Source organism: Paraburkholderia sp. J67 (genome assembly GCF_905220265.1).
In the GTDB taxonomy this organism is placed as follows: Bacteria; Pseudomonadota; Gammaproteobacteria; order Burkholderiales; family Burkholderiaceae; genus Paraburkholderia.
The window spans coordinates 262,234-287,967 of record NZ_CAJMZK010000003.1; the positions used below are offsets into that span (position 1 = coordinate 262,234).

General features: G+C 64.1%; 22 protein-coding genes and 1 tRNA gene. 13 read left to right on the forward strand and 10 right to left on the reverse strand.

Annotation, left to right across the window (positions count from 1 at the left end):
* Positions 1 to 36 precede the first annotated feature (36 nt).
* Entirely contained in the window at positions 37 to 2,289 is a 2,253-nt protein-coding gene (locus U5782_RS08090) for an ATP-dependent DNA helicase (protein WP_322043300.1), read from the forward strand.
* Between the two features lie 21 nt (positions 2,290 to 2,310).
* Entirely contained in the window at positions 2,311 to 2,505 is a 195-nt protein-coding gene (locus U5782_RS08095; RefSeq protein ID WP_322043301.1) for a hypothetical protein, read from the forward strand.
* Between the two features lie 14 nt (positions 2,506 to 2,519).
* Here the strand turns inward: U5782_RS08095 and U5782_RS08100 are convergent, their stop codons facing one another.
* Positions 2,520 to 2,795: a hypothetical protein gene (locus U5782_RS08100; protein WP_082991928.1), complete on the reverse strand. Its 276-nt coding sequence runs from the start codon at positions 2,793 to 2,795 to the stop codon at positions 2,520 to 2,522.
* Between the two features lie 232 nt (positions 2,796 to 3,027).
* A complete protein-coding gene (locus U5782_RS08105) occupies positions 3,028 to 4,263 on the reverse strand; it encodes a cupin domain-containing protein (RefSeq protein WP_322043302.1) in 1,236 nt (411 codons plus the stop codon).
* A 32-nt stretch (positions 4,264 to 4,295) separates the two neighbouring features.
* Between U5782_RS08105 and U5782_RS08110 the strand changes: the two genes are divergently transcribed.
* Positions 4,296 to 4,841: a peptidylprolyl isomerase gene (locus tag U5782_RS08110; RefSeq protein ID WP_322043303.1), complete on the forward strand. Its 546-nt coding sequence runs from the start codon at positions 4,296 to 4,298 to the stop codon at positions 4,839 to 4,841.
* A 97-nt stretch (positions 4,842 to 4,938) separates the two neighbouring features.
* Here U5782_RS08110 and U5782_RS08115 read toward each other — a convergent pair whose 3' ends face one another.
* The 4 genes from U5782_RS08115 to U5782_RS08130 all read right to left on the reverse strand — a co-directional run bounded on the left by U5782_RS08115 (position 4,939) and on the right by U5782_RS08130 (position 11,447).
* Positions 4,939 to 6,306 (reverse strand): hypothetical protein, encoded by a 1,368-nt coding sequence (locus U5782_RS08115; protein WP_322043304.1) that lies wholly within the window; start codon positions 6,304 to 6,306, stop codon positions 4,939 to 4,941.
* Positions 6,272 to 8,968, reverse strand: coding sequence for a DNA mismatch repair protein MutS (gene mutS / locus U5782_RS08120; protein WP_322043305.1), 2,697 nt, complete (start codon positions 8,966 to 8,968; stop codon positions 6,272 to 6,274). The genes U5782_RS08115 and mutS overlap by 35 nt, the downstream gene beginning before the upstream one ends.
* Positions 8,969 to 9,131: 163 nt before the next feature.
* Entirely contained in the window at positions 9,132 to 10,430 is a 1,299-nt protein-coding gene (gene lplT, locus U5782_RS08125; protein WP_322043306.1) for a lysophospholipid transporter LplT, read from the reverse strand.
* A gap of 207 nt (positions 10,431 to 10,637) precedes the next feature.
* A complete protein-coding gene (locus U5782_RS08130; RefSeq protein ID WP_322043307.1) occupies positions 10,638 to 11,447 on the reverse strand; it encodes an inositol monophosphatase family protein in 810 nt (269 codons plus the stop codon).
* A 383-nt stretch (positions 11,448 to 11,830) separates the two neighbouring features.
* Here U5782_RS08130 and U5782_RS08135 point away from each other — a divergent pair, with 383 nt between their 5' ends.
* Both U5782_RS08135 and cysE read left to right on the forward strand, forming a co-directional pair.
* Positions 11,831 to 12,682 (forward strand): RNA methyltransferase, encoded by an 852-nt coding sequence (locus tag U5782_RS08135; RefSeq protein ID WP_322043566.1) that lies wholly within the window; start codon positions 11,831 to 11,833, stop codon positions 12,680 to 12,682.
* A 227-nt stretch (positions 12,683 to 12,909) separates the two neighbouring features.
* Positions 12,910 to 13,731, forward strand: coding sequence for a serine O-acetyltransferase (gene cysE / locus U5782_RS08140; RefSeq protein WP_322043308.1), 822 nt, complete (start codon positions 12,910 to 12,912; stop codon positions 13,729 to 13,731).
* A gap of 85 nt (positions 13,732 to 13,816) precedes the next feature.
* Here cysE and U5782_RS08145 read toward each other — a convergent pair whose 3' ends face one another.
* From U5782_RS08145 to U5782_RS08160, 4 genes are all read right to left on the reverse strand, one after another.
* Positions 13,817 to 14,629 (reverse strand): UDP-2,3-diacylglucosamine diphosphatase, encoded by an 813-nt coding sequence (locus U5782_RS08145; RefSeq protein WP_415914270.1) that lies wholly within the window; start codon positions 14,627 to 14,629, stop codon positions 13,817 to 13,819.
* Between the two features lie 67 nt (positions 14,630 to 14,696).
* A complete protein-coding gene (locus U5782_RS08150) occupies positions 14,697 to 15,191 on the reverse strand; it encodes a peptidylprolyl isomerase (RefSeq protein ID WP_322043309.1) in 495 nt (164 codons plus the stop codon).
* A gap of 141 nt (positions 15,192 to 15,332) precedes the next feature.
* Entirely contained in the window at positions 15,333 to 15,920 is a 588-nt protein-coding gene (locus U5782_RS08155; protein WP_322043310.1) for a peptidylprolyl isomerase, read from the reverse strand.
* A gap of 75 nt (positions 15,921 to 15,995) precedes the next feature.
* Positions 15,996 to 16,697 (reverse strand): tetratricopeptide repeat protein, encoded by a 702-nt coding sequence (locus U5782_RS08160; protein ID WP_322043311.1) that lies wholly within the window; start codon positions 16,695 to 16,697, stop codon positions 15,996 to 15,998.
* A 293-nt stretch (positions 16,698 to 16,990) separates the two neighbouring features.
* Here U5782_RS08160 and cysS point away from each other — a divergent pair, with 293 nt between their 5' ends.
* The 8 genes from cysS to U5782_RS08200 all read left to right on the forward strand — a co-directional run bounded on the left by cysS (position 16,991) and on the right by U5782_RS08200 (position 25,709).
* Positions 16,991 to 18,388: a cysteine--tRNA ligase gene (cysS, locus tag U5782_RS08165; RefSeq protein WP_322043312.1), complete on the forward strand. Its 1,398-nt coding sequence runs from the start codon at positions 16,991 to 16,993 to the stop codon at positions 18,386 to 18,388.
* 47 nt (positions 18,389 to 18,435) lie between these two features.
* Positions 18,436 to 19,395: a DNA-3-methyladenine glycosylase gene (locus tag U5782_RS08170; protein ID WP_322043313.1), complete on the forward strand. Its 960-nt coding sequence runs from the start codon at positions 18,436 to 18,438 to the stop codon at positions 19,393 to 19,395.
* A gap of 194 nt (positions 19,396 to 19,589) precedes the next feature.
* Positions 19,590 to 20,561 carry an acetyl-CoA carboxylase carboxyltransferase subunit alpha gene (locus tag U5782_RS08175; protein ID WP_322043314.1) on the forward strand — a complete coding sequence of 324 codons (972 nt, stop codon included), beginning with the start codon at positions 19,590 to 19,592 and terminating at the stop codon, positions 20,559 to 20,561.
* 48 nt (positions 20,562 to 20,609) lie between these two features.
* On the forward strand, positions 20,610 to 22,061 hold the full coding sequence (gene tilS, locus U5782_RS08180; RefSeq protein ID WP_322043315.1) for a tRNA lysidine(34) synthetase TilS: 1,452 nt from the start codon (positions 20,610 to 20,612) through the stop codon (positions 22,059 to 22,061).
* 487 nt (positions 22,062 to 22,548) lie between these two features.
* On the forward strand, positions 22,549 to 23,799 hold the full coding sequence (locus tag U5782_RS08185) for an aspartate kinase (protein ID WP_322043316.1): 1,251 nt from the start codon (positions 22,549 to 22,551) through the stop codon (positions 23,797 to 23,799).
* A gap of 205 nt (positions 23,800 to 24,004) precedes the next feature.
* Positions 24,005 to 24,098 (forward strand) — tRNA-Ser (locus U5782_RS08190).
* Between the two features lie 334 nt (positions 24,099 to 24,432).
* Complete coding sequence (locus tag U5782_RS08195) at positions 24,433 to 24,918, forward strand: hypothetical protein (RefSeq protein ID WP_322043317.1); 486 nt, start codon at positions 24,433 to 24,435, stop codon at positions 24,916 to 24,918.
* A 452-nt stretch (positions 24,919 to 25,370) separates the two neighbouring features.
* Positions 25,371 to 25,709: a hypothetical protein gene (locus U5782_RS08200; RefSeq protein ID WP_322043318.1), complete on the forward strand. Its 339-nt coding sequence runs from the start codon at positions 25,371 to 25,373 to the stop codon at positions 25,707 to 25,709.
* The last annotated feature ends 25 nt before the right edge of the window (positions 25,710 to 25,734 follow it).

The window sequence follows — 25,734 nt, forward strand, 5'->3', positions numbered from 1 at the left end:
GGCCGCGCCCCGAGGACCGAGCAGGAACCGCTTGCCTTGAACTCAACGACCGTTTCCCGATCAGGCTCTGCGCGCGACGACGCTGCGCGCAGCGGTGACGCGCGTGCCGCGCAAACGGCGTCGGCGCCCGCCTTGAGCGCGCGCCGCGGCGCCGAGCTCGAAGAACTGTTTGCCGCCAATGGGCTGCTTGCGCGCGAGATCGATGGCTATCGTCCGCGTGCTGCGCAGATCGAAATGGCGCGTGCCGTGGCCGCAGCCATGGAAGCCGCTGCACAGGCGCAGCCCGAGCCGGCCGCGTTCGAACTGCAATCGCGCCCAGCGCGCCGTCTCGAGCGCGGCGCACCCGTCGCGCCGCAGGCCGAGGGCGCCGCCCAGGCTGCCGGCGAGGCAGGCGACAACACCTTGATCGTCGAAGCCGGTACGGGCACTGGCAAGACCTATGCGTATCTGGTCCCAGCCATGCTGTGGGGCGGCAAGGTAATCGTCTCCACGGGCACGAAACACCTCCAGGATCAGCTCTTCGCCCGCGACATTCCGACGGTGCGCGATGCACTCGCAGTGCCCGTGAGCATTGCGATGCTCAAGGGTCGCTCGAACTATCTGTGCCACTACTATTTGCAGCGCACGGCCGACAACGGCCGTCTGCCGTCGCGTCAGGAAACGGCTTACCTACAGGAAATCATCCGCTTCGCGAAGATCACGCGTTCGGGCGACAAGGCCGAGCTTGCGAGCGTGCCGGAGACGGCCGCGGTGTGGTCGATGGTCACCTCGACGCGCGATAACTGTCTTGGCCAGGAGTGTCCGAATTACAAGGACTGCTTCGTGATGCAGGCGCGCCGCGAGGCGCAGCAGGCCGACATCGTGGTGGTGAACCATCACCTGTTTTTCGCCGATATCATGCTGCGCGACACCGGCATGGCCGAACTGTTGCCAAGCGCGAATACGATCATCTTCGACGAGGCGCATCAGTTGCCCGAGACGGCGACGCTGTTCTTCGGCGAGACGCTGTCGACCACGCAGTTCCTCGAACTCGCGCGCGATTGCGTCGCCGAAGGCCTGAGCCATGCGCGCGATGCGGTGGAGTGGGTCAAGCTCGGTGCGGCGCTCGAGCGCGCCGCACGCGACGTGCGTCTCGCATTCAAGGAAGATTCGCTGCGCGTGTCGATCACGCAACTGCCGGACGATCATCCGCTGTTCGACGCGCTCGATGCCTTGCAAACGGAGCTTGGCACGCTTGCCACGGCGCTCGCGGGGCAGGCGGAGCGCGCGGAGTCGCTCGGCACCTGCCTGCGTCGCGCACGCGAGTTGCAGGGCGTGCTCAATGGCTGGACGGTGGTGCCCGGCGCACCGGCCGCTACGGCCAGCGATACGAAGCGCGAGAGCGAAGAGGGCGAAACCCGCGAGTCCGCCGACGATGAAAAAGTCCGCTGGGTCGAAGTGTTCTCGCATACGGTGCAACTGCACGAGACGCCGCTTTCCGTCGCGCCGATTTTCGCGAAGCAACGCGCGGGCGTGCCGCGCACGTGGATTTTCACGTCGGCGACGCTCTCCGTGCGTGGCGATTTCACGCACTACGCGGCGCAGATGGGCCTGAGTTCGCGCCGCTCGATGACATTGCCGAGTCCGTTCGATTATCCGCAACAGGGCTTGCTCTACGTGCCGCGCAATATGCCGCAGCCGTCGTCGCCGCAATTCACCGATGCCGTGTTCGATGCAGCATTGCCGGCCATCGAGGCATCGGGCGGCGGGGTCTTCATGCTGTGCACGACGCTGCGCGCGGTGGACAAGATCGCCACGAAGCTGCGCGATACGATCGAGGCGCGCGGCTGGAATACGCCACTACTTGTGCAGGGCGACGCGAGTCGCACCGAGTTGCTGGAGCGCTTCCGCGCCTATGGCAATGCGATCCTCGTGGGCAGCCAGAGCTTCTGGGAAGGCGTGGATGTGCGCGGCGACGCCCTGTCGCTCGTCGTCATCGACAAGCTGCCTTTTGCGCCGCCCGATGATCCGGTACTCGCTGCGCGTCTCGATGCGCTCACGAAGAAGGGCTTGAGCCCGTTTGCGGTCCATCAATTGCCGCAGGCGGTCATTACGCTCAAGCAGGGCGCGGGGCGCCTGATTCGCGCTGAAACCGATCGTGGCGTGCTGATGATCTGCGACACACGTCTTGTCGATAAGCCTTATGGCCGGCGTATCTGGCAAAGTCTGCCGCCGTTCAAGCGTACGCGCGAGATTGAGGTCGTGCAGGCGTTCTTTAGCGGGGAAGGCGAGACGCAAGAGGACGCATGATGCGGGGCGCGTAATACACGCTTGCAGATCAGCGAAATAGGTTACATGGACGGGTTAAATGCGCTGCGCATGAAACCCATCCCGCGCAGCCAACAAAAAAGCCACGAACTTGCGTTCGTGGCTTTTTTGCTTGCCCGTCGTACGCCTGACGATGCCGTCAGGCTGCACGACGGTTCGCTCCGATACCCGCTGAAAGCCGGAGCCTTGCGCGGGTAACGTGCGAATGCAGCTTACTGGCTTGCGCCCGATGCCGGAGCAGCAGCCGAAGCAGCAGCGTCCGAAGCAGCAGCGCCTGCGTCCGAAGCAGCAGCCGTAGCCGAAGCAGCAGCGTCGCTCGCAGCAGCAGCAGCGCCCGAAGCAGCAGCAGCGGCGTCCGAAGCAGCAGCAGCCGGTGCCGAAGCAGCGGTCGCATCGCTAGCCGGTGCAGCAGCTTGGTCGCTGCTCTTGTTGCATGCAGCCAGTGCAACAGCTGCCAGCAGGGATGCTACGAGGAGGGATTTCTTCATGATCACGTCCTTTTATGGTTAAAGGTAAGCAACAGCGCAAAATAAAACCGGTAATGTACCCCAACACCGACCTTGAGCCACTGGTGGAGATGCACTGCAAGAGCGTGAATCTTCCCTACGGCCTGGGCGGAAATTATAGGCACTTTCGTATCGACCGTCGACAAATCCGGGGACAATACGTTGTCTTTCTCATACAAGCGCTATATTAGTACGGTATAGCAGCCCGAAGCGCTTAGGCTAGCACCCCCAGCTGAATCCAGCCCGCACAATACCACTCGTGTAGCAGCACTGTCACACTCGAATCGTGTGATAGTGTTACAAAGCGTTTCCCATCCAGCAAGCGGTTATCGGCCAGTGCCGGCAGCCACTTCCTTGCTTCTTTGAGCAAGTACTGTTCCCCGTTGAGGTAATACGACCGCGCATCGTAAAGCAGGATTGTCCTGCGGTCGAGTCTTATCCCGCTTTTCGCGGCGCGCGCAACAAAACGGGCCTCGTCGAGGGGCTTTTCGGGGGCGTCGAACACCACATTGGATTTCGGTTCTGAAAGCCAGGAGCCGACAAACGACGAGACATCCGCGTCGGTCCAGCGCACTTTAGCAAGCACCGACGAGACGCGCTCCACAAGTGCCGGAGGCAGTTGCGCGGGCTGCGCGACGGCGGGCTGATCGGGGTCGCGATAGAGCGTCGGCTCGCTTGCGCACGCGTCGTCCGCACCCCGTTCGGCGAGCCAGTAGAGGAACTGGCTCGTGAGCTCGTTGGTGGAAGGCGAACGAAAGCCAATCGAGCACGTCATGCACTCGCCCTCGGCCACACCATCGTGCGCGATATGCGGCGGCAGATACAGCATGTCGCCCGGCTCGAGCACCCATTCTTCTTCCGGCTCGAAATTCGCGAGAATTTTCAGCGGTACGCCTTCCTGCAACGACAGATCGCGCTGTGCGCCGATGCGCCAGCGCCGCTTGCCGTGCACTTGCAGGAGAAACACGTCGTAGGAGTCGAAGTGCGGGCCTACTCCGCCGCCGTCGCTCGCGTACGAGATCATCAGATCGTCGAGGCGCGCATCGGGCGCGAAGCGGAACCGGTCGAGCAGTGCGCGGGCGCGATCGTCGTGAAGATCGGCGCCCTGCACGAGCAGGGACCACTGGCGCGTCTTCGGCGTGGGCAGTTCGTCAGCGGCGAACGGGCCATGCTCGAGCGCCCAGCGCTTGCGGAAATGCGTGACGAGGCGCGACTCGACATCGTCGTTGTCGGCCAGCGCGAAGAGTTCGTCGCGCGAGAGGGGCGCCTCGATGCCGGGTATCGCCTGGCGGATCAATAATGGCTTTTTCTGCCAGTATTTCTTCATGAACTGCGCCGGACTCAGGCCGCCAAGCAGCGGCGTGGGCGTATCGGTTGCAGGACATGCCAGGGAAGGGGGGGCGCGCCGCTTGCGGGCGTCCTCCGGGTGGTCAGGGGACCGCTTGGGCATCGTATAATGTGGTCTGTAATCTGGAGAATCGAATGAAAATCGCAAAGGACACCGTCGTGTCGGTCGCTTACAAGCTATCGGATGCGCAGGGCAATCTGATCGAGGAAAGCGACGAGCCGATGGTCTATCTGCACGGCGGCTATGATGGCACGTTCCCCAAGATCGAGGAAGTGCTGGACGGCAAGGAGCCGGGCTTCGAGACCCAGATCCAGCTTGAGCCTTCCGACGCTTTCGGCGAGTACGATCCCGAACTCGTGAAGGTCGAGCCGCGTGGCCGTTTTCCCGAGCCGCTCGAAGTCGGCATGCAGTTCGAAGGCACGCCCGAAGAAGGCGACGAGGATCTCGACGCGCTCATCTACACCGTCACCGACGTCGCGGAAGACAAGGTCGTGCTCGACGGCAACCACCCGCTCGCCGGCATGGCGCTGCGTTTTTCGCTGAGCGTCAAGGAAGTGCGTCAGGCGACCGAAGACGAAATCGAGCATGAGCACGCGCATGGCGCGGACGGCCTCGAAGTCATGGACGAGGACGACGACGAAGACGGCGACGAAGCGGATTCGAAGCCGACGCTGCACTAAGCGTTATCAAGCCCTATTGAGCGTCACGATGCGCCGGCCCCTGGATCGGGTGTCGGCGCATTCTGTTTGTCTTTAAGATCCGGCCTTTGCTGTCTGGTTAATTCGAAGGCGTCGCGGGCGTCTGCTGCTGTATCCACGGCGGCGGCATGAGCGGTCTTGGCGGCGCAACCGTTTGCGATGCGCCGGACGCCGGCGGCACGGCTGTGCCACTCATCCCTATCCCATTACCCGTCTCGCTCGCAGCATTGAGGTCGGGCGCCTGCTGCATGCCTGGAATTTCCGTCACATCGGGCATCGACGAGATCTCTGGCATTTCCGGCATCACGGGTTGCTGCTGAGGCGGCAGCGAGGGCAGGTGCCTGGGCACGTCATGCACGCTCACACGCAGCGGCGCGTTGCGCGCCATATCGGCGTCGATCTGTAGCCACTGCGTGAGCGGATCGCGCAGCGAAAACGCGACGCGCGTTACGTTAGCAATCCTGATTCCTTTCTCATTGCGCAAAGGCTGATCGATCGTGAAGCCGTGCGGGAGCTTGGTCTCTTCGGGATGCACGATGATGATCGGGCCGCGAAAATTCTCTGCGAGCTTCAGCAGGCTGCGACGCAGTTCCGCGTAACCATCGCGGGGCGCGCGATGAAAACGCAGCCAGGCGAAGCGGTCGGGCCTTTCTTCGCGCTCGGGCAGCGCATCGGCCTGCATGAAGATGACGATTGCACGCGCGTTGCGGCGGCGTGCGAACTCTGCCGCATGCTCGAGCCAGAATCCGTTGGCGATCACACGGTCCTCGAACTCACCGTTGCGCCCGCCTGCGTTCAGAAAGTGATTGTTGCCGTCGGGCGCGTTGAGCGCGACGAATACCGTGTCGCCGACCTGCCAGCGCGCGTTTTCCCGATAAGGGCGAAAGCGCGAGACTTCGCTTTCGCGCGTGAGCGCAAGCGGCGTTTCGCCGAGCGCGTTGGCGTCGTTGAAGAAGTTCTGTCGTAAATAGTCGAGCCGTTCGACGGGATCGTAGTTACCCGCGCCGCCTGTGCCGCAACTCACCCAATCGCGTTGGCCGGGCACGAACACCACCGGCGCACGCGATGCATCGAGCAGGCCGCGACGCCGCTCGAAGAGGGCATCCGAGCACGATTCGCGCGGACCACGAAGGTTGCCGTCGTAGACAACGAAGGAGACTTGCGGATTGCGCCCGATCCCATCGACCAGACGCTGTAGCGTGGACTCGTCGCCGGGTTCGGTGACGACATTGGCCACCACGGCGAACGCGTAGCGCCAGGTTGGTGCTGGCGGCTGCGCCGCGTATGACCTGCCGCTCGCGCCAAACAACGCGCCGAGCACAAGGAGGCAGGCCAGCGCGCGGTAGACGTGAAGACCGGCATAGCCGCCGCGGCCACTCATGAATGGCCGCAGCGGCGTCGCGAGACGACGCTCAGCGTTGGGCTTGAGCAGCGGTCGCCAGCTCATGCAGTTCGTAGAGGAGGTCGAGCGCTTCGCGCGGGCGCAACTCGTTCGGATCGAGTGTGCGCAGCCGTTCGGCGACGAGCGCCGCGGCCGTGTCCTCGGGGGCTGCCGGCCGGTCTTCAACATGCGGTTGCTCGTCGAAATCGTCGTCCAGATCGAGTGATGCGGCGGGTGCTGCGAACAGATCGAGCTGCGGCGTAGGCTGACCGGCAGAAAGCTGCTCCAGGTGCACGAGATGCTTGCGCGCCGCGCGGATCACGGCGTTGGGCACACCCGCGAGCTGCGCAACCTGTAGACCGTAGCTCTGATTCGCAGGGCCTTCGTTGACCGAGTGCAGGAATACGATGCCGTGCCCGTGCTCGACTGCCGAGAGATGCACGTTGGCCGCCTGCGCGAATTCCGCAGGCAGTTGCGTTAGCTCGAAGTAGTGCGTGGCGAACAGCGTATGGCAGCCGTTGCTTGCGAGCAGATGCCGCGCGATGGCCCATGCGAGCGCGAGGCCGTCGAAGGTCGACGTGCCGCGCCCGATCTCGTCCATCAGCACCAGGCTTTGCGGCGTGGCATCGTTGAGAATCGCCGCGGCTTCGGTCATTTCGACCATGAAGGTCGAACGCCCGCCCGCGAGATCGTCTGCCGCGCCGATACGCGTGAAGATGCGATCGATCGGCCCGAAACGCGCGCGCTTCGCGGGCACGTAGCTGCCTACGTAGGCGAGCAAGGCGATCAGCGCGGTCTGACGCATGAACGTCGATTTACCGCCCATGTTCGGGCCGGTGATGAGCAGCAGCTTGCGATCCGCGTTCAGCGCGCAGTCGTTGGCGATGAACTGCTCGACCTGCGCTTCCACCACTGGATGGCGGCCCTGTTCGATCTCGATGCCCGGTGCTTTTGAAAACTCGGGCGCACTCCAGTCGAGTGCACGCGCGCGTTCAGCGAAGGCGGCGAGCAGATCGAGTTCCGCGAGCGCCAGTGCGACACGCTGGCAATCGGGAATGAAGGGCAGCAGCCCCTGCAACAGCGCGTCATACAGGGCTTTTTCGCGTGCGAGCGCGCGTTCCTGCGCCGAGAGCGCCTTGTCCTCGAACGTCTTCAGTTCCGGTGTGATGTAGCGCTCGGCGTTCTTGAGCGTCTGACGGCGGCGATAGTCGTCGGGCACCTTGTCGGTCTGACCGCGCGTGACTTCGATATAGAAGCCATGCACCTTGTTGTACTCGACCCGCAGATTGCCGATGCCGGTACGCGTGCGCTCGCGCGCTTCCAGTTCGATCAGGAACTGGCCGCAGTTCTCGGTCATGTCGCGCAGCTCGTCGAGCTCTGCATCGTAGCCGCGCGCGATCACGCCGCCGTCGCGAATCATTGCCGCCGGTTCCGGCGCAACGGCCCGTTGCAGCAGGTCGGCGCAATCAGGCGGCGGTGCCAGCGCTTCGACGATGCGTGTGAGCGACACTGACACGCCGCCTGCCGCCGCAACCTGTTCGCGCAGGGCGGGCAGCGCGGCGAAGGTGTCGCGCAGGCTGGACAGGTCGCGCGGACGCGCCGAGAGCAGCGCGAGGCGGCCCGTGATCCGTTCGACGTCGGCGATCTGGCGCAGCGCGCTGCGCAGCGCATCGACGCTTGCGGGCGGCGGCGCGTCGAGCAGTGCGCCGATGGCTTGCTGGCGCGTCTGTGCGATGCCGGCATCGCGCGGCGGATGGTGGAGCCAATGGCGCAGCAGGCGGCTGCCCATCGTCGTGCTGCACGTGTCGAGCAGCGAGCACAGTGTGGGCGACTCGGTACCGCGCAGCGTTTCGGTGAGTTCGAGATTGCGGCGCGTGGCCGGATCGAGGCCGATATATTCGGACTCGGCCTCGACCTTCAGACTGCGCACATGGCGCAGTTGCTGGCCTTGCGTGGCCGCCGCATAGAGCAGCAGCGCGCCGGCCGCACCGCACGCGCTCGTGAGCGTCTGCGCGCCGAAGCCGTCGAGGCTTGCCACGTCCATCTGATCGCACAGGCGTTGCTTGCCCGAGGCGAGGTCGAAGTGCCACGACGGCACACGCGTGAGCGCGCCCGCGCCGGCGGGCGGCGCCCAGCCGGACGATTCCGTGGGCATGTCCGCGACCAGCACTTCGGCCGGACGGATGCGCTCGAACGCCGTCGCGACCTGTTCCGGCGCGACTTCCGCGAGACGCAGCGCGCCGCTTGCCAGATTGAGCCATGCGAGGCCGACGTTCACGGTCACGCCGCGCCGGTTGTGGCCCGGGCAGACCGCCATCAGATAGACGTCGTTCTTGTCCGAGAGCAAGGCTGCGTCGGTGAGCGTGCCGGGCGTGACCACGCGCATGACCTTGCGCTCGACCGGACCCTTCGACGTAGCCGGATCGCCGATCTGCTCGCAGATCGCCACCGACTCGCCGAGCTTCACGAGCTTCGCGAGATATTGTTCGGCGGCGTGATGCGGAATGCCCGCCATCTTGATCGGGTTGCCTGCCGACGCGCCGCGTTGCGTGAGCGTCAGATCGAGCAGGCGAGCGGCTTTCTCGGCGTCCTCGAAGAACAGCTCGTAGAAGTCGCCCATGCGGTAGAACACGAGCGTGCCCGCATGGTCGGCCTTGATGCGCAGATACTGCTGCATCATGGGAGTGTGTTGCGCGATGTCGCCGGCGCTGGCGGTGTGTGTAGCCATCCTCGAGATCTTGCTATGAGTTCAGGGCGTGAGTGTAACCCGCGCCCGGTGCGTGTGAACCTGGCCGGATGGCCAGGTGACGCGTAATCGTTGTCAGATAGCGTGCAAATGCGCGCCAGATTGCGGGAGTTTGCGCGGCGCATGGCGTGCCGCGGCGTGCCGCTTATTCGTCCACGAGCGCCTGCATATCGACGGTGCGCGCGTTTGCCGCACTGCGTCGCATGGCGAGCCAGATCATCCCCGATACGAAAATGCCGAACACGACGATGATCCACTGCACCGGCATTTTCGCCGTAAGCAGCAGCGCGTACGCGCCCAACATCAGCAGCACGGCAAGGTTCTGGTTGAAATTTTGCACGGCGATCGAGTGGCCGGCTGAAAGCAGTGTCGCGCCGCGATGCTGGAGCAGGGCGTTCATCGGCACGATGAAGAAGCCCGCGAGCGTGCCGAGCAGGATCATCAACGGGTAGGCGAACAGCAGATAGAAGGGCACGATGAAGGTGCCCAGTCGCACGCCTTCGCCGGCCGGAAAAAGGCTCTTGCTGTAGAACGCCATCGCCACGGCCACGAGGCCGCACAACACGCCAACGGGCAGCACACGCAGCGAGGCGCGCAGCGACACCCACGCGGCGGCCGCCCCCGCGCCCAACGCGATGCCGAGTCCCGTCACGCCCTGCATCACCGCGGCCTTCGAGAGCGACAGACCGAGGTTCGCATCCGCCCACTTGAGCACGAGCAGTTGCAGCGTGACGGCCGCGCCCCACATCAGCGTCGTGACCCACAGCGCGACCTGTGCGAGCTTGTCCGCCCAGAGCACGTTGAAACAGTGCGTGAAGTCGGAGACGAGACGGCCCGGTTCTTTCAGGCGGTTTTCATAGCGCGCGCCGGTATCGGGAATGCCGAAGTTGATGAGCGCCGCCACCGCGTAGGTGATCATCGTCGCGAGCATCGCCAGATCGGCGGCCGAGTGGATCAGCGGCAGCCGATGGTGCGAGACGAAGCGCTCCGCATAGGTGGAGACGAGCGCGCCACCCATCATCGTGCCGACGATGGTGGAAAGCACCGTGGCCGATTCGAGCCACGCGTTGGCCGCGACCAGTTTTTGCGCGGGCAGCAATTCAGTGAGGATTCCGTACTTTGCCGGCGAGTAAGCTGCCGCGCCGAAACCCACCACGCCATAGGCGAGCATGGGGTGCACGCCCGCAATCATCATGAGGCAGCCGATCGCCTTGAGTGCATTCGAGACAAACATGACGTGGCGCTTTTGCAGCGCGTCCGCGAAGGCGCCGACGAAGGGCGCGAGCACCACGTAGGAGACGGTGAAGAAGATTTGCAGCAGCGGTGTGACCCAGGCCGGCGACGAAATCACCGTGAGCAACGCGATTGCCGCAATCAGCAGCGCGTTGTCGGCGAGCGACGAAACGAACTGCGCGGCGATGATCGTGTAGAAGCCTTTCTTCATCGCGAGAGAATCGAGGGTTTGATCAGGCGAGCGCGCAAAACAAAAAAGCGGCCGAAGCCGCTTGACTCGTCGGGGCCGCCGGGCAAAGGTGCCCCGTATTGCGCGGCTTGCTGCGCCGACGCTCACGGAGCAGCAACCAGGGCAACGGCCCGGCGATTGTGACATGGGCGCCCGCGTGTTGCAGCGGGCGGCCCAGGCCATGCCCGATCAGGCTTCCTTGGTTTCTTTCTTGATGCGCGTGTACTTCGACAGGATCGGCACCATTTGCGCGTAGATCTTCGGGTTGCCCGCGACGACTTCGCCAACATGCAGGTAGTCCGAATCGCCCGTGTAGTTGCCGACGAGGCCGCCCGCTTCCGTGATGAGCAGCGCGCCCGCAGCCACGTCCCACGGGTTGAGACCCTGTTCGAAGAAGCCGTCCATGCGGCCCGCGGCGACGTTCGCCAGATCGAGCGCGGCGGCGCCCGGGCGGCGCAGGCCAGCGCAGGCGTTGGTCATGTCGGCGAACAGCTCGCAGTAGCTATCGAGGCCGTCCTTTTCGCGGAACGGGAAGCCCGTGCCGATCAGGCCGTCGGCGAGACGGTCGCGGCGGCCCACGCGGATGCGGCGGTCGTTCAGGAACGCGCCACGGCCGCGCGAGGCGGTGAACAGGTCGTTGCGCGTCGGGTCATAGACGACCGCCTGCGTGACGACGCCACGGTGCACGAGCGCGATCGAGACGCAGTAATACTGGAAGCCGTGGATGAAGTTGGTGGTGCCGTCGAGCGGATCGATGATCCACTGGTATTCGGACTCGTCGCCCGAGTCGCCCGATTCCTCGGCGAGGATCGCGTGATCCGGGTAGGCGGTCTTCAGCGTGTCGATGATCGCCGCTTCGGCGGCCTGGTCGACCTCCGTGACGAAATCGTTATGCTGCTTCTTCGAGACCTGCACGAGGTCGAGATCGAGCGACGCGCGGTTGATGATCTGTCCGGCGCGGCGCGCGGCCTTGACAGCGATGTTGAGCATGGGATGCATGAGCCTGGATCCTTGTTGTCCGGCGCGCGCTTCAGGGCGCGCACGCACGGGGGTGCCGAAGATAAAAGCGTCTAACGATTGGACAGGGCGTGAGCCGCGCGTGCGAGCTGCGCGGCCTGGCGGAACCTGTCCCGCCAACGGAGACGAATTGGATAAGAGCGGGGCGCGGCGGTCTTGCTGACCGAAAACGCGCGCGAACCTCGCATTTTACCCGAGTATTGATATTTCGAGATTTTTTCTGTGGCGATCGTCATTTTTGCAGGTTGAAGCCTGCGAAATCCGGCGCGCTGCCTGCCTGCGCCGCACGCCGAACCGGATAGGCCGTGCGCGCAAGGCGCGCTAACATAGGCGTTTCCTTACGCCGTCCTTTGAGATTCATCTTGGTGCAGCCCCCCGAATTCCCCTCCGCCCATCCCGCAGACGCCGTCGACGCCCACGAGCCGCTACGGGGCGGTTTTACCTCCACGCGTTTCGTGCTGGTCGAGCCTAGCCATCCCGGCAACGTCGGTGCGGCGGCGCGCGCGCTCAAGACGATGGGCTTCTCGCGGCTCGTGCTGGTTGCGCCGCGCATGCCGCAGGTTCAGCTCGATCCCGAGGCAATCGCCATGGCGAGCGGCGCAGACGACGTGCTCGCCGCCGCCCATATCGTTCCGACACTCGCAGACGCGCTGGTGGGCACGCAATGGTCGCTCGCGCTGACGGCGCGCACGCGCGAATATGGACCTCCGCCCGCCGCGCCGCGCCATGCGGTGCAGGATGCCTGCCGCCAGGTCGCGCACGGCGATATCGCGCTGGTATTCGGCAACGAACGCACCGGCCTCTCGAACGAGGACGTCGAGCGCTGTAGCGCGCTTGCGCATATCCCTGCGAACCCGGCCTACAGTTCGCTCAACCTCGCCCAGGCGGTGCAGGTGCTCGCCTACGAGCTTCGCCTCGCCTATCTCGGCGACAACGGCGCGGGTCTGGCCTTGCCTGCCGCAGGGGCAAGCGGCGCGGCGGGCGCACCCGCCACGGGCACGCCGCTCGCCACCAGCGACGACATCGAGCGCATGTACGTCCACCTCGAAAACGCGCTGATCGCGCTCGATTTTCTCGATCCCGCCAATCCAAAGAAGCTGATGTCGCGTTTGCGGCGGTTGTTCGCTCGCTCGGGGCTCGAGCGCGAGGAAGTCAATATCGTGCGCGGCGTGGCCAAACATATCCTCATGCTCAAGGGCAAGGAAGGCGGCAAATAAGCCGCGCGCAGTCGGGGCGCCATCAAGCCGCAGGCGCCCGCACGACGTCCAACCTTGCTGCGCGCGGGGGCTTGCGGGCCGCTGCGCGCCTTTCGCCTACAATCGACTCCACATCATAAGCAAAACAGCACGGCTGCTAAGGCCGTGCGCGAGCCGCGCGGCGGATGCGAATTCGCGACGCGTGGCCGAATTCATCCCCTGTTCTTCACGTCCAGCGTGTAACCGCCATGTTCAAGAGACTCCGCGAAGACATCGCCACGATCCGCGAGCGCGACCCCGCCGCCCGCAGCGCCTGGGAAGTCCTGACCTGTTATCCGGGTTTGCATGCGCTCGTTCTGCACCGCTTCGCACACGCGTGCTGGCGCGCGAAGCGCCGCTGGCTCGCGCGCTATGTCTCGCAGCTTGCGCGCTTTCTGACCGGCATCGAAATCCATCCTGGTGCGACTATCGGCCGGCGCGTATTCATCGATCATGGCATGGGCGTCGTGATCGGCGAGACGGCCGAGGTCGGCGACGACTGCACCATCTATCAGGGTGTGACGCTCGGCGGCACGTCGCTCACTCGCGGCGCAAAGCGCCACCCGACGCTTGGGGCCGGCGTGATCGTCGGCGCGGGGGCGAAGGTGCTGGGTGGCTTCACGGTGGGCGCGCAGGCGAAGATCGGCTCGAATGCCGTGGTCGTGAAGCCGGTGCCGCCGGGGGGGACGGCGGTTGGTAATCCCGCGCGCGTCATCGCGCCGGCGAAAAGCGCAACGGAGCAGGCGAAGCCCGCGTCGGCGCGCGAGGGCTTCTGCGCCTACGGCATCACGCCGAATGCCGACGATCCCGTATCGCTTGCCATTCATGGTCTGATCGATCACGCCGCGACCCAGACGCAGCGCGTGGATGCGATCGTCGTCGCGCTCGAACGGCTAGGTACGCGCCTCGAGGCGCTGCATGGCGCGGACGCGGCGCTGGTCGAATTGCGCAGGCTTTCTGCTGGGCTGGAGGGTGGGGCGCTTGCGCAGGAAGCGGCGAAGGCGGACGAGCGCACCACCGCGCGCGTTTGATCTGTCGCCCACGAATAAAAACAGCCGCTTTCGAGCGGCTGTTTTTATTCGTGTCCTGAAATGATTCGACTGTCGCGGTGTGCGCTCAATCGAGCGGCAACATCCTGAACCCTTCCGCATCCACGCGCAGATAGCCGCCACGCGGCGTGCCGTGGTCGAGTTCCCAATCGGGCAACACCCAGCGTGTGCCACCTGGCTCCTGATGCCGCGCAGGCCGGTGCGTGTGACCGTGAATGATCGTATTCGCGCGGGCGCGCTTGAAGAGCGCTGCCACGCCCTTGGCGGTGACGTCGTACTTCGCCTGCTCCGGCCGCGCGGGTCGTTCGCGGCCGGCTTCGCTCTTGCTGCGCATGCGTTCGGCCAGGGCGCGGCGCCAGCGAAATGGCCACGCGAGAAAGAGCAGTTGCGCTAGCCGGTTGCGCGCGAGCTTGCGAAAGAGTTGATAACCGCGGTCGTCGGTGCACAGCGCGTCGCCGTGCGCGAGCGCAATGCGCGTGCCGAATGCGGTGATGGCGATGGGGTCGGGCAGCCAGATCGCGCCCGCGGCTTTCATGAAGCGCTTGCCCATCAGGAAGTCGCGGTTGCCGTGCATGATGTAGAGCGCGATGCCGCGCTCGGAGAGCGTATGCATCAGCGCGGCCATGCGCGCGACGAACGGATCGACGAGCATGTCGTCGCCGATCCAGTATTCGAAGAGGTCGCCGAGTATGAACACCGAGTCGCCCTGGTCGGCCGAAACGCGGATGAAATGTTCGAACGCGGCGACCGTGCGCGGTATCGCTTCGCTCAGATGCAGATCGGAAATGAACAGGAAGGGACGTGCCGCGTGCGGACGCTTGCCCTCACCGGGCACGCCCGCGGCGGCCATCCCCAATCCCCGTATCTTTTCCTGCAGCATCGATGAAGCGTGCGCCTTGTGTGTTGAGTCGCGACTGGTTGATCGTTATCCGATCGTGAATCGATCGTTATTCGACGACGACAGCCTTCTCGATCACGACGTCGTCAACCGGCACGTCCTGATGGAAGCCCTTCGAGCCCGTCTTGACCGACTTGATCTTCTCGACCACGTCGAGGCCGTCGACGACCTTGCCGAACACGGCGTAGCCCCAGCCTTGCGGCGTCGGCGACGAGTGGTTCAGGAAGTCGTTGTCCGCGACGTTGATAAAGAATTGTGCCGATGCCGAGTGCGGATCGTTGGTGCGTGCCATGGCGATCGAGCCGCGCACGTTCTTCAGACCGTTGTTCGCTTCGTTTTCGATCGGTGCCTGGGTGGGCTTTTGCGTCATGCCCGCTTCGAAGCCGCCGCCCTGGATCATGAAGCCGTCGATGACGCGGTGGAACACCGTGCCGTCATAGTGGCCGCTCTTGACGTACTCGAGGAAGTTGGCGACCGTCTTCGGTGCCTTCTCGGCGTTGAGTTCGAGCTTGATGACGCCGTGGTTCGTGTGCAGTTCGACCATGATGGAATCCTTTGCCTGTGGCTGAGGGGAATGAGGCGGCGCTGCGCCGGTACGAGGCGGGACGTGTTGCCTTCGCGTGTACCGGAGCCGCGCCGCGCGGAGAATATTAAAGAGGAAAGTCCGTGCAGCCGCGTGGCGGAGTTACTTGCCGACGAGCGTGGCCGACTGGATCACGATTTCCTTCTGCGGTACGTCCGACATCGGGCCGCGCGAGGTGGTGGGCGCCGCTTCGATCTTCTTCACGACGTCCATGCCCTGGGTGACCTTGCCGAACACCGCGTAACCGTTGCCGTCCGGGTTCGGATAGTCGAGGTTGGCGTTATCCACCGTGTTGATGAAGAACTGTGCGGTCGCCGAGTTCGGATCGCTCGTGCGCGCCATCGCCAGCGTGCCGGTCTGGTTCTTCAGGCCATTCTTGCTTTCGAGCGGAATCGGCGCGCGCGTGGGCTTCTCGACGAAGCTCGCGGTGTAGCCGCCGCCCTGGATCATGAAGCCGCGAATCACGCGATGGAAGATCGTGCCGTTGTACTGGCCGGCCTTCACGTACTGGAGGAAGTTGTCGACGGTCTTCGGCGCCTTCTCGGGATAGAGTTCGACGCGAATGTCGCCTTCACTGGTCTTGAAGAGCACCTGCGGATGCGCGGCGGCGGCCGGGGCGGCCGACTGCGCAAAGGCGGGGGCGTTCGCGATCAGGGCGGCGCTGCCGAGCGCCAACATCAACCATTTCATTTGTGTCCTCGGAAGTGCGGGGAAAAGCATGTCGAAGCGCACCGGCGCTTATTTTATGCGCCGGCGCACCGCGGCTTAGTTCGACGGTGCCATGAAGGGCGGCATCGCGAGCGACCCGGTCGGGCCGCCAAACTGATACACCGGATTGTCGAGCATCGGACCCGCGCGGGTCGCGGAGGCAGCCGATGCGGCGGCCGCGCGCGCGGCTTTGGCCGCGGCCGGCGGATTGACGATTTTGTCGATATCGGCGAGGCGCTGCTGGGTCGCGCCGCTCGTGTGGCCGAGCGTGCTCGCGCGGTGGTACGACGCGGAGGCGAGACGCAGATACAGGTCGCCGAGGTTTTCCCAGGCGAGCGTGTACGACGGGTTGGCCTTCGTGGCCGTTTCCAGCGCGGCGCGTGCTTCGTCGTAGCGGCCATGCTTCGCATAGAGCGCTGCGAGGTTGTTGTACGGCTCCGGCAACTCGGGGTAGGTCTGCGTGAGTTCGGTGAACGCTTCGATCGCGTCGTCGTCGCGGCCGAGGCGCGCGAGGATGGTCGCGCGCTTGAATTTCGCCTGCACGTCACGCGGGTTCGACTTGATGCGCGCGTCGAGTTGCGTGAGCGCCGCGGCCCAGTCGTGCTGGGCGATCGCCGAGTCTGCGCCGGGGGTGCCGTCGGCCGTCGCGGGAGGCGCCGCATGGGCGGCGCGAGCGCCGCCGAGAACGAACGCAATGCTCGCGAGAGCCGCTACGGCAAAGGTCGCAGCGCTAGGCGCGCGGCCGCTGGAAGATTTCATAGGGTGAGGTCGCGGTGTTATACTCCGAGCCATTCTAACAAAAGGTCTGTGCGTTTTCGTCGCGCGCTTCGGCTGCGCTCTGGTTGAGCACCTGTTTCGGTTTATTGCAGTCCCGATTCCGGACAGTGGGCTCCCACGGGACGTCAGGCTTTCTTTCGCCACTCGTGGTCGTCTCCGCCTTGATGACTGAATGAGCGCGACTGTATGCAGCCTCGAGCAATGCGGTGCCATGCACCCACGGGCTGCTGTCGGCGCTGCTGCGGATTTCTTTCGACCCACGTATCCACGCCTTTATGGAATCACTGCGCATCTACAACACGCTCGCGCGTGACAAGCAAAATTTCGTGCCCCTCGAGCCCGGCGTCGTACGCATGTACGTCTGCGGGATGACGGTGTACGACTATTGTCACGTTGGCCATGCGCGTGTGATGGTGGTGTTCGATGTCGTGCAGCGCTGGCTGCGCACGCTCGGTTATCAGGTGACGTATGTGCGCAATATCACCGACATCGACGACAAGATCATTCGTCGCGCGGTGGAAAACGGCGAGACCATCAAGGCGCTGACCGACCGCTATATCGCAGCGCTCCACGAAGACGCGGACGCGCTCGGCGTCGCGCGTCCCGACCACGAGCCGCGTGCGACGCAATACATCCCGCAGATGCTCGACATGATCGGCATGCTGGAGCAAAACGGCTACGCCTATCAGGGTTCGGACGGCGATGTGAATTACGCGGTGCGCAAGTTCGCGCACTACGGCGCGCTCTCGGGCAAGTCGCTTGAAGATCTGCGCGCGGGCGAACGTGTGGCCGCGAACGATGCCAAGCAGGATCCGCTTGACTTCGTCCTGTGGAAACAGGCAAAACCAGAAGAGCCGGCCGATACGAGCTGGGACTCGAAATACGGTCGCGGTCGTCCGGGCTGGCATATCGAATGTTCCGCGATGGGCTGCACGTTGCTCGGCAAGCATTTCGATATTCATGGTGGCGGTCAGGATCTCCAGTTCCCGCACCATGAGAACGAGATCGCGCAGAGCGAGGGTGCCACCGGCGAGACGTTCGTCAACTACTGGATGCACAACGGGTTCGTCAATATCGACAACGAGAAGATGTCGAAGTCGCTCGGCAACTTCTTCACGATCCGCGAAGTGCTGGCAAAGTACGACGCCGAAGTGGTGCGCTTCTTCATGGCGCGTGCTCACTACCGCTCGCCGTTGAACTACAGCGACGTGCATCTCGATGACGCACGCGGCGCGCTCACGCGTCTTTACACATCGCTCAAGGACGTGACGCCCGATGCGGGCGAACTCGACTGGAGCGAAGCGCATGCGCAGCGTTTTCGCGCGGCGATGAACGATGACTTCAACACCCCGGTGGCCATCTCGGTGCTGTTCGAGCTGGCGAGCGAGGTGAACCGCACGCACGACGCCGTGCTGGCGCGCCAGTTGCAGCGCTTGGCGCGCGTGCTCGGCGTGCTCGTGCGCGAACCGCGTGCGTTCCTGCAACAGGCTGCGGGCGCGCAGGATGCGGGCGCGCTCGACGTGTCCGCGATCGAAGCGAAGATTGCCGCGCGCACGGCCGCAAAGCAGGCGAAACAGTATGCGGAGGCCGACCGGATCCGGGCCGAACTGCTCGATGCCGGCGTCGCGCTCGAAGACAAACCGGGCGGATTGACCGAGTGGCGCCGCGTGTGAGCGGGCTGTCCAGTTTCCACTGATCGATTCGCGAGGCAGGAGGCAGGATGGCAACGGCCACGAAGACGCAGGCCAGGCGGTCTGCGTCGCTAACGGGCGCGGCAGGCGACGAAACGAGCCTGGCCGCACGACGTGTGGCGCGCGGTGGCGCGCTCACGGCACAGCAGGAAGCCGAAGCCGCGAAGGCGGCCGGCGCGAAGAAGTCCACGGCGAAGGCGGGTGCCGGGCGCGGCGCGAAAGCGCAGGCGGATGCCGACGCGCACGCGCTCAATGGCGCGGCGAAGCCGTCGCGTGCGAAGGTCAATGGCGCCGCGATCGACGGTGCCGGCATGCTGCCCGCAGCGCAGCCCGAGAGCGCCGCGGCGGCCGATGGCGCCCAAGCCGCGGCTGCGCCTGAAGTTGTGCGCCCCGATTACTGGGACAAGGCCTGTGCGGACCTCGTCAAGCGCGATCGCATCCTCAAGAAGCTGATTCCGAAGTTCGGCCCCGTGCATTTGATGAGCAGCGACGATCCGTTCGTCACGCTCGCGCGTTCGGTGGTTGGCCAGCAGATTTCGACGGCGGCGGCGCAGGCGCTGTGGAAGCGCGTCGAGGCCGCATGCCCGAAGCTCGTGCCGCAGCAATTCCTCAAGCTCGGTCACGAAAAGCTCGCGGCCTGCGGGCTCTCGAAGCGCAAGACGGAATACATTCTCGATCTCGCGCAGCACTTTGTCTCGGGTGCGCTCCACGTGGGCAAGTGGACCACGATGGACGACGAGGACGTGATCGCCGAGCTGACGGCCATCCGCGGCATCGGCCGCTGGACGGCTGAGATGTTCCTTATTTTCAACCTCGCGCGCCCGAACGTGCTGCCGCTCGACGATCTGGGTCTCATCCAGGCGATCAGCGTCAACTATTTCAGCGGCGAGCCCGTCACGCGCAGCGAAGCGCGCGAAGTGGCCGCCAACTGGGAGCCGTGGCGAACCGTCGCAACGTGGTATATGTGGCGCAGCCTCGAACATTCGTAACGAGCATTCGTCATTGCGGGGCATGAACTCACGGCCGCACCACAGGTGCGCGGTGGTTCCGGCCCCTCTTAAACGTCTCCCGGTTGCATCAGAATTTTCCTATCGTTGTCTGAACCTGATAGTTCCGCTCCGATTTCGATGTCGGCCGGCGCGGTTAGAATACGCGCTGCCGCAAAGTGCAAGGATTCCAACACATGAAAACCACGTTTCTGGATTTCGAACAGCCGATCGCTGAACTCGAAGCGAAAATCGAAGAACTGCGCTTCGTTCAAGACGACTCGGCCGTCGATATTTCGGAAGAGATCGAGCGCCTCTCGAAGAAGAGCCAGCAGCTCACGAAGGACCTCTACGCGAACCTGAACCCGTGGCAGGTTTCGCAGATCGCACGTCATCCGCAGCGCCCGTACACGCTGGACTACGTGAACGAGCTGTTCACCGACTTCCACGAACTGCACGGTGACCGTTCGTTCGCCGACGACCTCTCGGTCGTGGGCGGCTTCGCGCGCTTCAATGGCCAGCCCTGCATGGTGATCGGCCATCAGAAGGGCCGCGACACGAAGGAGCGCGCTGCGCGCAACTTCGGCATGCCGCGTCCGGAAGGCTATCGCAAGGCCGAACGCCTGATGCGTCTGGCCGAGAAGTTCGGCCTGCCCATCTTCACGTTCGTCGACACGCCGGGCGCCTACCCTGGCATCGGCGCGGAAGAGCGTGGTCAGTCGGAAGCGATCGGCCACAATCTGTACGTGATGGCCGAGCTCAAGACGCCGATCATCACGACGATCATCGGTGAAGGCGGTTCGGGCGGTGCGCTCGCGATCGCGGTGGCCGACACGGTCATGATGCTGCAATTCTCGACCTACTCGGTGATCTCGCCGGAAGGCTGCGCATCGATTCTGTGGAAGAGCGCCGCCAAGGCGCCGGACGCCGCGGAAGCGCTGGGTCTGACGGCGCATCGCCTGAAGGCGCTGGGTCTGATCGACAAGATCGTCAACGAGCCGCTCGGTGGCGCGCATCGCGATCCGAAGGGCATGGCGGCGCTGCTGCGCCGTGCGCTGTCCGACTCGCTGCGCCAGTTCCAGGGCATGAGCATCGCCGAGCTCAAGGATCGCCGCTTCGAGCGCCTGATGGCCTACGGCAAGTTCAAGGAAACGACGCCGGGCGCGTAAGGCGCACGACGTCATCAACTTCGGCCGGCGCTTACGCGCCGTCATGACGTGACTGCCCCCCCCGAGTCTGACTCCGGTTCCGACGCCGGGCGTATCCTCCGCGATGCGCTCGGCGTTGTGCTTTGTGCGCTGCCCGACGATGCGCGCGACGCACGCATTGCGATTGCGTATAGCGGCGGCCTCGATTCGTCGGTGCTGCTCGACGCGGCTGTCCGTACGGTGGGCGCGCAGAGGCTTGTCGCGTTACATGTTCACCACGGTCTGAGTCCGAATGCCGATGCCTGGCTCGCACACTGCGAAGCGACGGCGAACTCCTACGGCGTGACGTTCGACGCGCGCCTCGTGGAGGTTGCGCACGACGACGCAGCAGGCGTGGAAGCGGCGGCGCGCGACGCGCGCTATCGTGCGCTCGACGCGATGTGTGCGGCGCATGGCGTGCATTCGCTCTGGCTTGCCCAGCACGCCGACGATCAGGCCGAAACCGTCTTGCTGCAACTGTTGCGCGGTGCGGGTCTCGCGGGTCTCGCGGCGATGGCGGCCACGCGTGCGCTGGCGGGCGGCGTGCCACGCGTGCGGCCGTTGCTGGGTTTGTTGCGCGCGCAACTGGAGCGTTACGCGCACGCGTATGACCTGCGCTGGATCGAAGACGAATCGAATGCCGATACGCGCTACGCGCGCAATGCGCTGCGCCACGATGTGACGCCCGCGCTCTCCGCGCATTTTCCGGGCTTTCGCGAGGCGCTCGCGCGCACGGCCGCACATGCGGCCACAGCACAAGGGCTACTCGACGATCTTGCCCGGCTCGACCTGCGCGAGGCTGGCATCGACGAGACCGAACGGCTTTCGCACGCCGCGCTGGTCGCGCTCGACGACGCGCGGGCGCTCAACCTGCTGCGCTACTGGATGCGCGCGTCGGGCCTGCCCGCGGCCTCGACGGCACGGCTCGCCGATGCCTTGCGCCAGTTGCGCGAGATCGCACGCGAAGGCGAGGGACACGCGCTGCGCGTCGATCATGCGGGGCGCACGTTGCGTTGCTATCGCGGCGAAATTTTCTGGGATGAGCCACGCGTGCCCTCGGTTGCCGCGGTGACGGCAGGCGAGGGCGTTCATCGCGAACCTGCGCAATTGAACTGGTGCGGCGAAGAAGTGTGGCGCCTGCCGCACTGGCGCGGCACCTACGTATTCGCTCCCGCCGATCAAAGCGATCCGGATGCCGTACCCGAAACCGTGCTGCGGCGAGCGCCGCTCGTTGCGCGTGCGCGCGAAGGCGGGGAGCGTTTGCGCGATGAAGCCGCGAACCTGAGCCGCACGCTCAAGAACCTGTTCCAGTCGCGCGGTATCCCGGCGTGGGAGCGCGACGTGCCGCTGCTCTATAGCGGCGAAACGCTGCTGTTCGTGCCCCGCATCGGTGTGAATCGTTCGATGCTCGGCGAGCAAGTTATTGCGCCCTCGGGCGGCTGGCGCCGCATCGAATGGCGCGAAGATCTGCAAATAGCTTAAGCCGGCTGGTGGCGGGCAAAGTTACCGGGGCACTCGGGAATGCTGCCGACGCCCCGCGGCCGATGTCGCGTGCACGCCGCAAATCCTTGCTGCACAAGCCTTTTTGGCTCTCCGCCGGCCACTTTCGCCTTGAAATTTTGACCTCGATCGGGTAGGGTAACTTGTTTGTCCAGCCCGCTTTTTCGCGTTCACGGACGCCGTCAAAAGCGGCGCATACCCTGAAACTTCGTGAAACTTCGCAGAAGGCGCGATTTTTCCTTCGAGCGGTATCCGACGATTGCAAGGACGTCGTAGCGGTGTGCGGGCGGAATTCGTGAACCAACCTGGCTTCGCGGTTCCGGGGCAAATTCCGCGTGTGCTGCACGCGCCAAGCCGCTGCCGCGGTCCGGTCGCCTGGTCGTATCCATATACAACACGGCTTTCCCGTCCTTCCGGCAGCGCCGTCTTCGGTGCGCCAGCGCGGTAACATCTTCAGTTCAGAACGACAATGGCACTCATCGTACACAAATACGGCGGCACCTCGATGGGCTCGGTCGAGCGCATCAAGAACGTTGCCAAGCGCGTTGCCAAATGGCACAAGGCCGGCCACAAGATGGTCGTCGTGCCCTCGGCGATGTCCGGCGAAACCAATCGTCTGCTCGGTCTCGCGAAAGAGATTTCGCCGCAGCCGAATCCGCGCGAGCTCGACATGATTGCGTCGACCGGCGAACAGGTGAGCGTCGGTCTGCTCTCGATCGCGCTGCAGGACGCAGGCGTGGACGCCATCAGCTACACCGGCTGGCAAGTGCCCGTCAAAACGGATAGCGCCTTCACGAAGGCGCGGATCAACGACATCGACGGCGAACGCGTGCTGGCCGATCTCGACGCCGGCAAGGTCGTCGTGATCACGGGTTTCCAGGGCATCGACCCCGAAGGCCACATCACCACGCTCGGCCGTGGTGGTTCGGACACCTCGGCGGTCGCAGTCGCGGCCGCGCTCAAGGCCGACGAATGCCTCATCTACACCGACGTGGACGGCGTGTACACGACCGACCCGCGCGTGGTGGATGACGCACGACGCCTCGACCGCATCACGTTCGAAGAGATGCTGGAAATGGCGAGCCTCGGCTCGAAGGTGCTGCAGATCCGTTCGGTCGAATTCGCGGGCAAGTATCAGGTGAAGACGCGCGTGCTCTCCAGCCTGACCGACCCGATGATGAATCTCGACGAGGAAATGTCCTCGGGCACCCTGATTACTTTTGAAGAAGACGAGACCATGGAAAAAGCAGTCATCTCGGGTATCGCGTTCCAGCGCGACGAGGCCCGCATCATCGTGGCAGGCGTCCCCGACAAGCCCGGCATCGCGTATCAGATCCTCGGCCCGGTGGCGGATGCGAACATCGACGTCGACATGATCATCCAGAACCAGAGCGTGGACGGCAAGACCGACTTCACGTTCACCGTGCCGCGCGGCGATTATCAGCGCGCAGTGGATGTCCTCAAGAACACCGTGCAGGCGCACGTGAGCGCCGAGCAGGTTCTGGGCGACGCGAAGGTGTCGAAGGTGTCCGTGGTCGGCGTGGGCATGCGCTCGCACGTGGGCGTGGCCAGCAAGATGTTCCGCACGCTCTCGGAAGAGGGCATCAACATCCAGATGATTTCGACGTCGGAAATCAAGATCTCGGTGCTGATCGACGAGAAGTACATGGAGCTCGCAGTCCGCGCGCTGCACAAAGCATTCGAGCTCGAACAGGCTTGATGATGTGACGGATGATGGCGGTGTGACGGTCCCTGGTTGAGCTGGACGCTGCACGCAACAGGCTTTGAACGAATGGTTTGAACCGGTTCGCGTGCTTGCAGAAAAAAGTTTGCAAAAAAAGCGTCTAATGAATTGACCGATCGGATTTAACCCGCTATTATCTTGGCTTCGTTGCGCTGCCTCCCTGGCGCAAACGAAGGTTTCGGGAGACGTGGCCGAGAGGTCGAAGGCACTCCCCTGCTAAGGGAGCATCTGGGCCAAAACCTGGATCGAGGGTTCGAATCCCTCCGTCTCCGCCAGTAATGGCGGTGAAAACCCCGCAAGTCTAGGCTTGCGGGGTTTTTCTTTTTTCGCGCCGCTTTTCGTCTGCTAGCGCGTGCGCGAAACACGTTGTTGATCAGGTGTTGTCGTTCTCGTCGCATGGGTCGCAAGAATTTTGTACAGGACTGCGACGTTTTCCTGTTTCCCCGCAATTTCAAGATCTTCTGACAGACATGGTGGCCGCACGGCCGCTGTGAAGCTGCTCTGCTTGACGCTCATCAAGTTTTATTCTGAGATGCCGTATTCAGGCTTGTAGTGGCGACTGCCACGCGATCGTGGCGGTTCTGGCGAAACGCATGAGCGGAGAGCGAGATGAATGCACGGCAGGGCAGTGGGCGGACGTCGCACAACACGTGGGTGACCGCGGTTGCGGTTGCGGCGCTATGGACTTCCTCGGCCGCCTGGGGGCAGGGCGGTACGATCCGCATTGAAGGCGCCATCGTTGCGCCGACGTTCAGGATCGCGCCGTGGCGCGCGAGCGACATGCCATCGATGACGATGGACGTGCGGCATCATTTGACTTCCACCTCAGGTGCCGTAGCACTGGTCTTCACCAGTGAGCCGAACGCTACGCTGCGCGCCACGGTGTCGCTCCTCGATGCAGGCGGCGCGCGTGCGAATCGCAACCCGATACGCGTCGAGACGACATTCACCGACGGGACGCGTCACCGTCGGATCGCCAACGTGACTGGCGGTTACGGTATAGGCACGTCGGGCGGTGTACTGATGCTTGCGCCGAAGTCTGCGTATCGAGATGCGAGCGGTGCACTGATCACCGTAATGACCGACTATCGCTGAATTCATATCGATATGGATTCCGAAATAACTCGCGTGCGTTTGATCCGGAAAATGGACCGATCGCGAAATACATTGGAAGGATGGTTGTAAGCCTTTCGGCAGCTAACGATGCCTATGCCGGACAGACCTCGATACGTAAGCGAATCGGGGCCTGTTGATGCGCGCACGCCAGATGCGCGAGCGATGATATCCTCCGGGTCCGCTGTCTCAAGTGCACGGTCGGCGCTGCGCGCAAACGGTTGCTCACGACACGGCAAGCACGCGTAATCGAGCCTTTAAAAGCCGCTTCCAGAGGGGTTTGGCGGCGGTTTGCCCCGCCCGATGTAACCAGACGTTACGCAGGTGATTGCGCCGTGCCTTTGTGCATCAGTTATTACAAAGTTGAAATACGCGGGCTGGGGAGCCTGCGCTATATTGGCTTCAACAAAACATCAACCCCAAAAGGTGAGTCCATGAAGTTCGCTCGTGTTGTTGCAATGCTGCTCGGGGGCTTGGCTATCGGTGCGTCGAGCGCGGCTTTCGCCGGCGTGAGCGTCGGTGTCAACATCGGCATTCCGGCCCCGGTTTATGTCGCTCCGGCGCCGGTCTATGCACCGCCGCCGCCGCCCGTCGTCTATCAGCCCGCGCCGGTCTACGCGGCGCCCGCCATCGTGATCGGCTGGCATGGCGACCGTTACTGGGATGGCCGCCGTTACTGGGGCCGCGATGACTGGTATCGCCATCATGGCGGTGGCTATGGCCCGGGCCGTGGCTGGGATCGTGGTGGTCCGCCCCCGGGACACTGGCACTAAGCCAATTTCAATCTGACGCTGCGCA

Coding starts and splice junctions, on each gene's coding strand:
- U5782_RS08185 (WP_322043316.1), top strand. CDS start 22,549: ATGGCACTCATCGTACACAAATACGGCGGCACCTCGATGGGCTCGGTC.
- U5782_RS08195 (WP_322043317.1), top strand. CDS start 24,433: ATGAATGCACGGCAGGGCAGTGGGCGGACGTCGCACAACACGTGGGTG.
- lplT (WP_322043306.1), bottom strand. CDS start 10,430: ATGAAGAAAGGCTTCTACACGATCATCGCCGCGCAGTTCGTTTCGTCG.
- U5782_RS08115 (WP_322043304.1), bottom strand. CDS start 6,306: ATGAGCTGGCGACCGCTGCTCAAGCCCAACGCTGAGCGTCGTCTCGCG.
- cysE (WP_322043308.1), top strand. CDS start 12,910: ATGTTCAAGAGACTCCGCGAAGACATCGCCACGATCCGCGAGCGCGAC.
- U5782_RS08105 (WP_322043302.1), bottom strand. CDS start 4,263: ATGCCCAAGCGGTCCCCTGACCACCCGGAGGACGCCCGCAAGCGGCGC.
- mutS (WP_322043305.1), bottom strand. CDS start 8,968: ATGGCTACACACACCGCCAGCGCCGGCGACATCGCGCAACACACTCCC.
- U5782_RS08145 (WP_415914270.1), bottom strand. CDS start 14,629: ATGCTGCAGGAAAAGATACGGGGATTGGGGATGGCCGCCGCGGGCGTG.
- U5782_RS08100 (WP_082991928.1), bottom strand. CDS start 2,795: ATGAAGAAATCCCTCCTCGTAGCATCCCTGCTGGCAGCTGTTGCACTG.
- U5782_RS08150 (WP_322043309.1), bottom strand. CDS start 15,191: ATGGTCGAACTGCACACGAACCACGGCGTCATCAAGCTCGAACTCAAC.
- U5782_RS08170 (WP_322043313.1), top strand. CDS start 18,436: ATGGCAACGGCCACGAAGACGCAGGCCAGGCGGTCTGCGTCGCTAACG.
- U5782_RS08155 (WP_322043310.1), bottom strand. CDS start 15,920: ATGAAATGGTTGATGTTGGCGCTCGGCAGCGCCGCCCTGATCGCGAAC.
- cysS (WP_322043312.1), top strand. CDS start 16,991: ATGGAATCACTGCGCATCTACAACACGCTCGCGCGTGACAAGCAAAAT.
- U5782_RS08160 (WP_322043311.1), bottom strand. CDS start 16,697: ATGAAATCTTCCAGCGGCCGCGCGCCTAGCGCTGCGACCTTTGCCGTA.
- U5782_RS08175 (WP_322043314.1), top strand. CDS start 19,590: ATGAAAACCACGTTTCTGGATTTCGAACAGCCGATCGCTGAACTCGAA.
- U5782_RS08130 (WP_322043307.1), bottom strand. CDS start 11,447: ATGCATCCCATGCTCAACATCGCTGTCAAGGCCGCGCGCCGCGCCGGA.
- U5782_RS08110 (WP_322043303.1), top strand. CDS start 4,296: ATGAAAATCGCAAAGGACACCGTCGTGTCGGTCGCTTACAAGCTATCG.
- U5782_RS08200 (WP_322043318.1), top strand. CDS start 25,371: ATGAAGTTCGCTCGTGTTGTTGCAATGCTGCTCGGGGGCTTGGCTATC.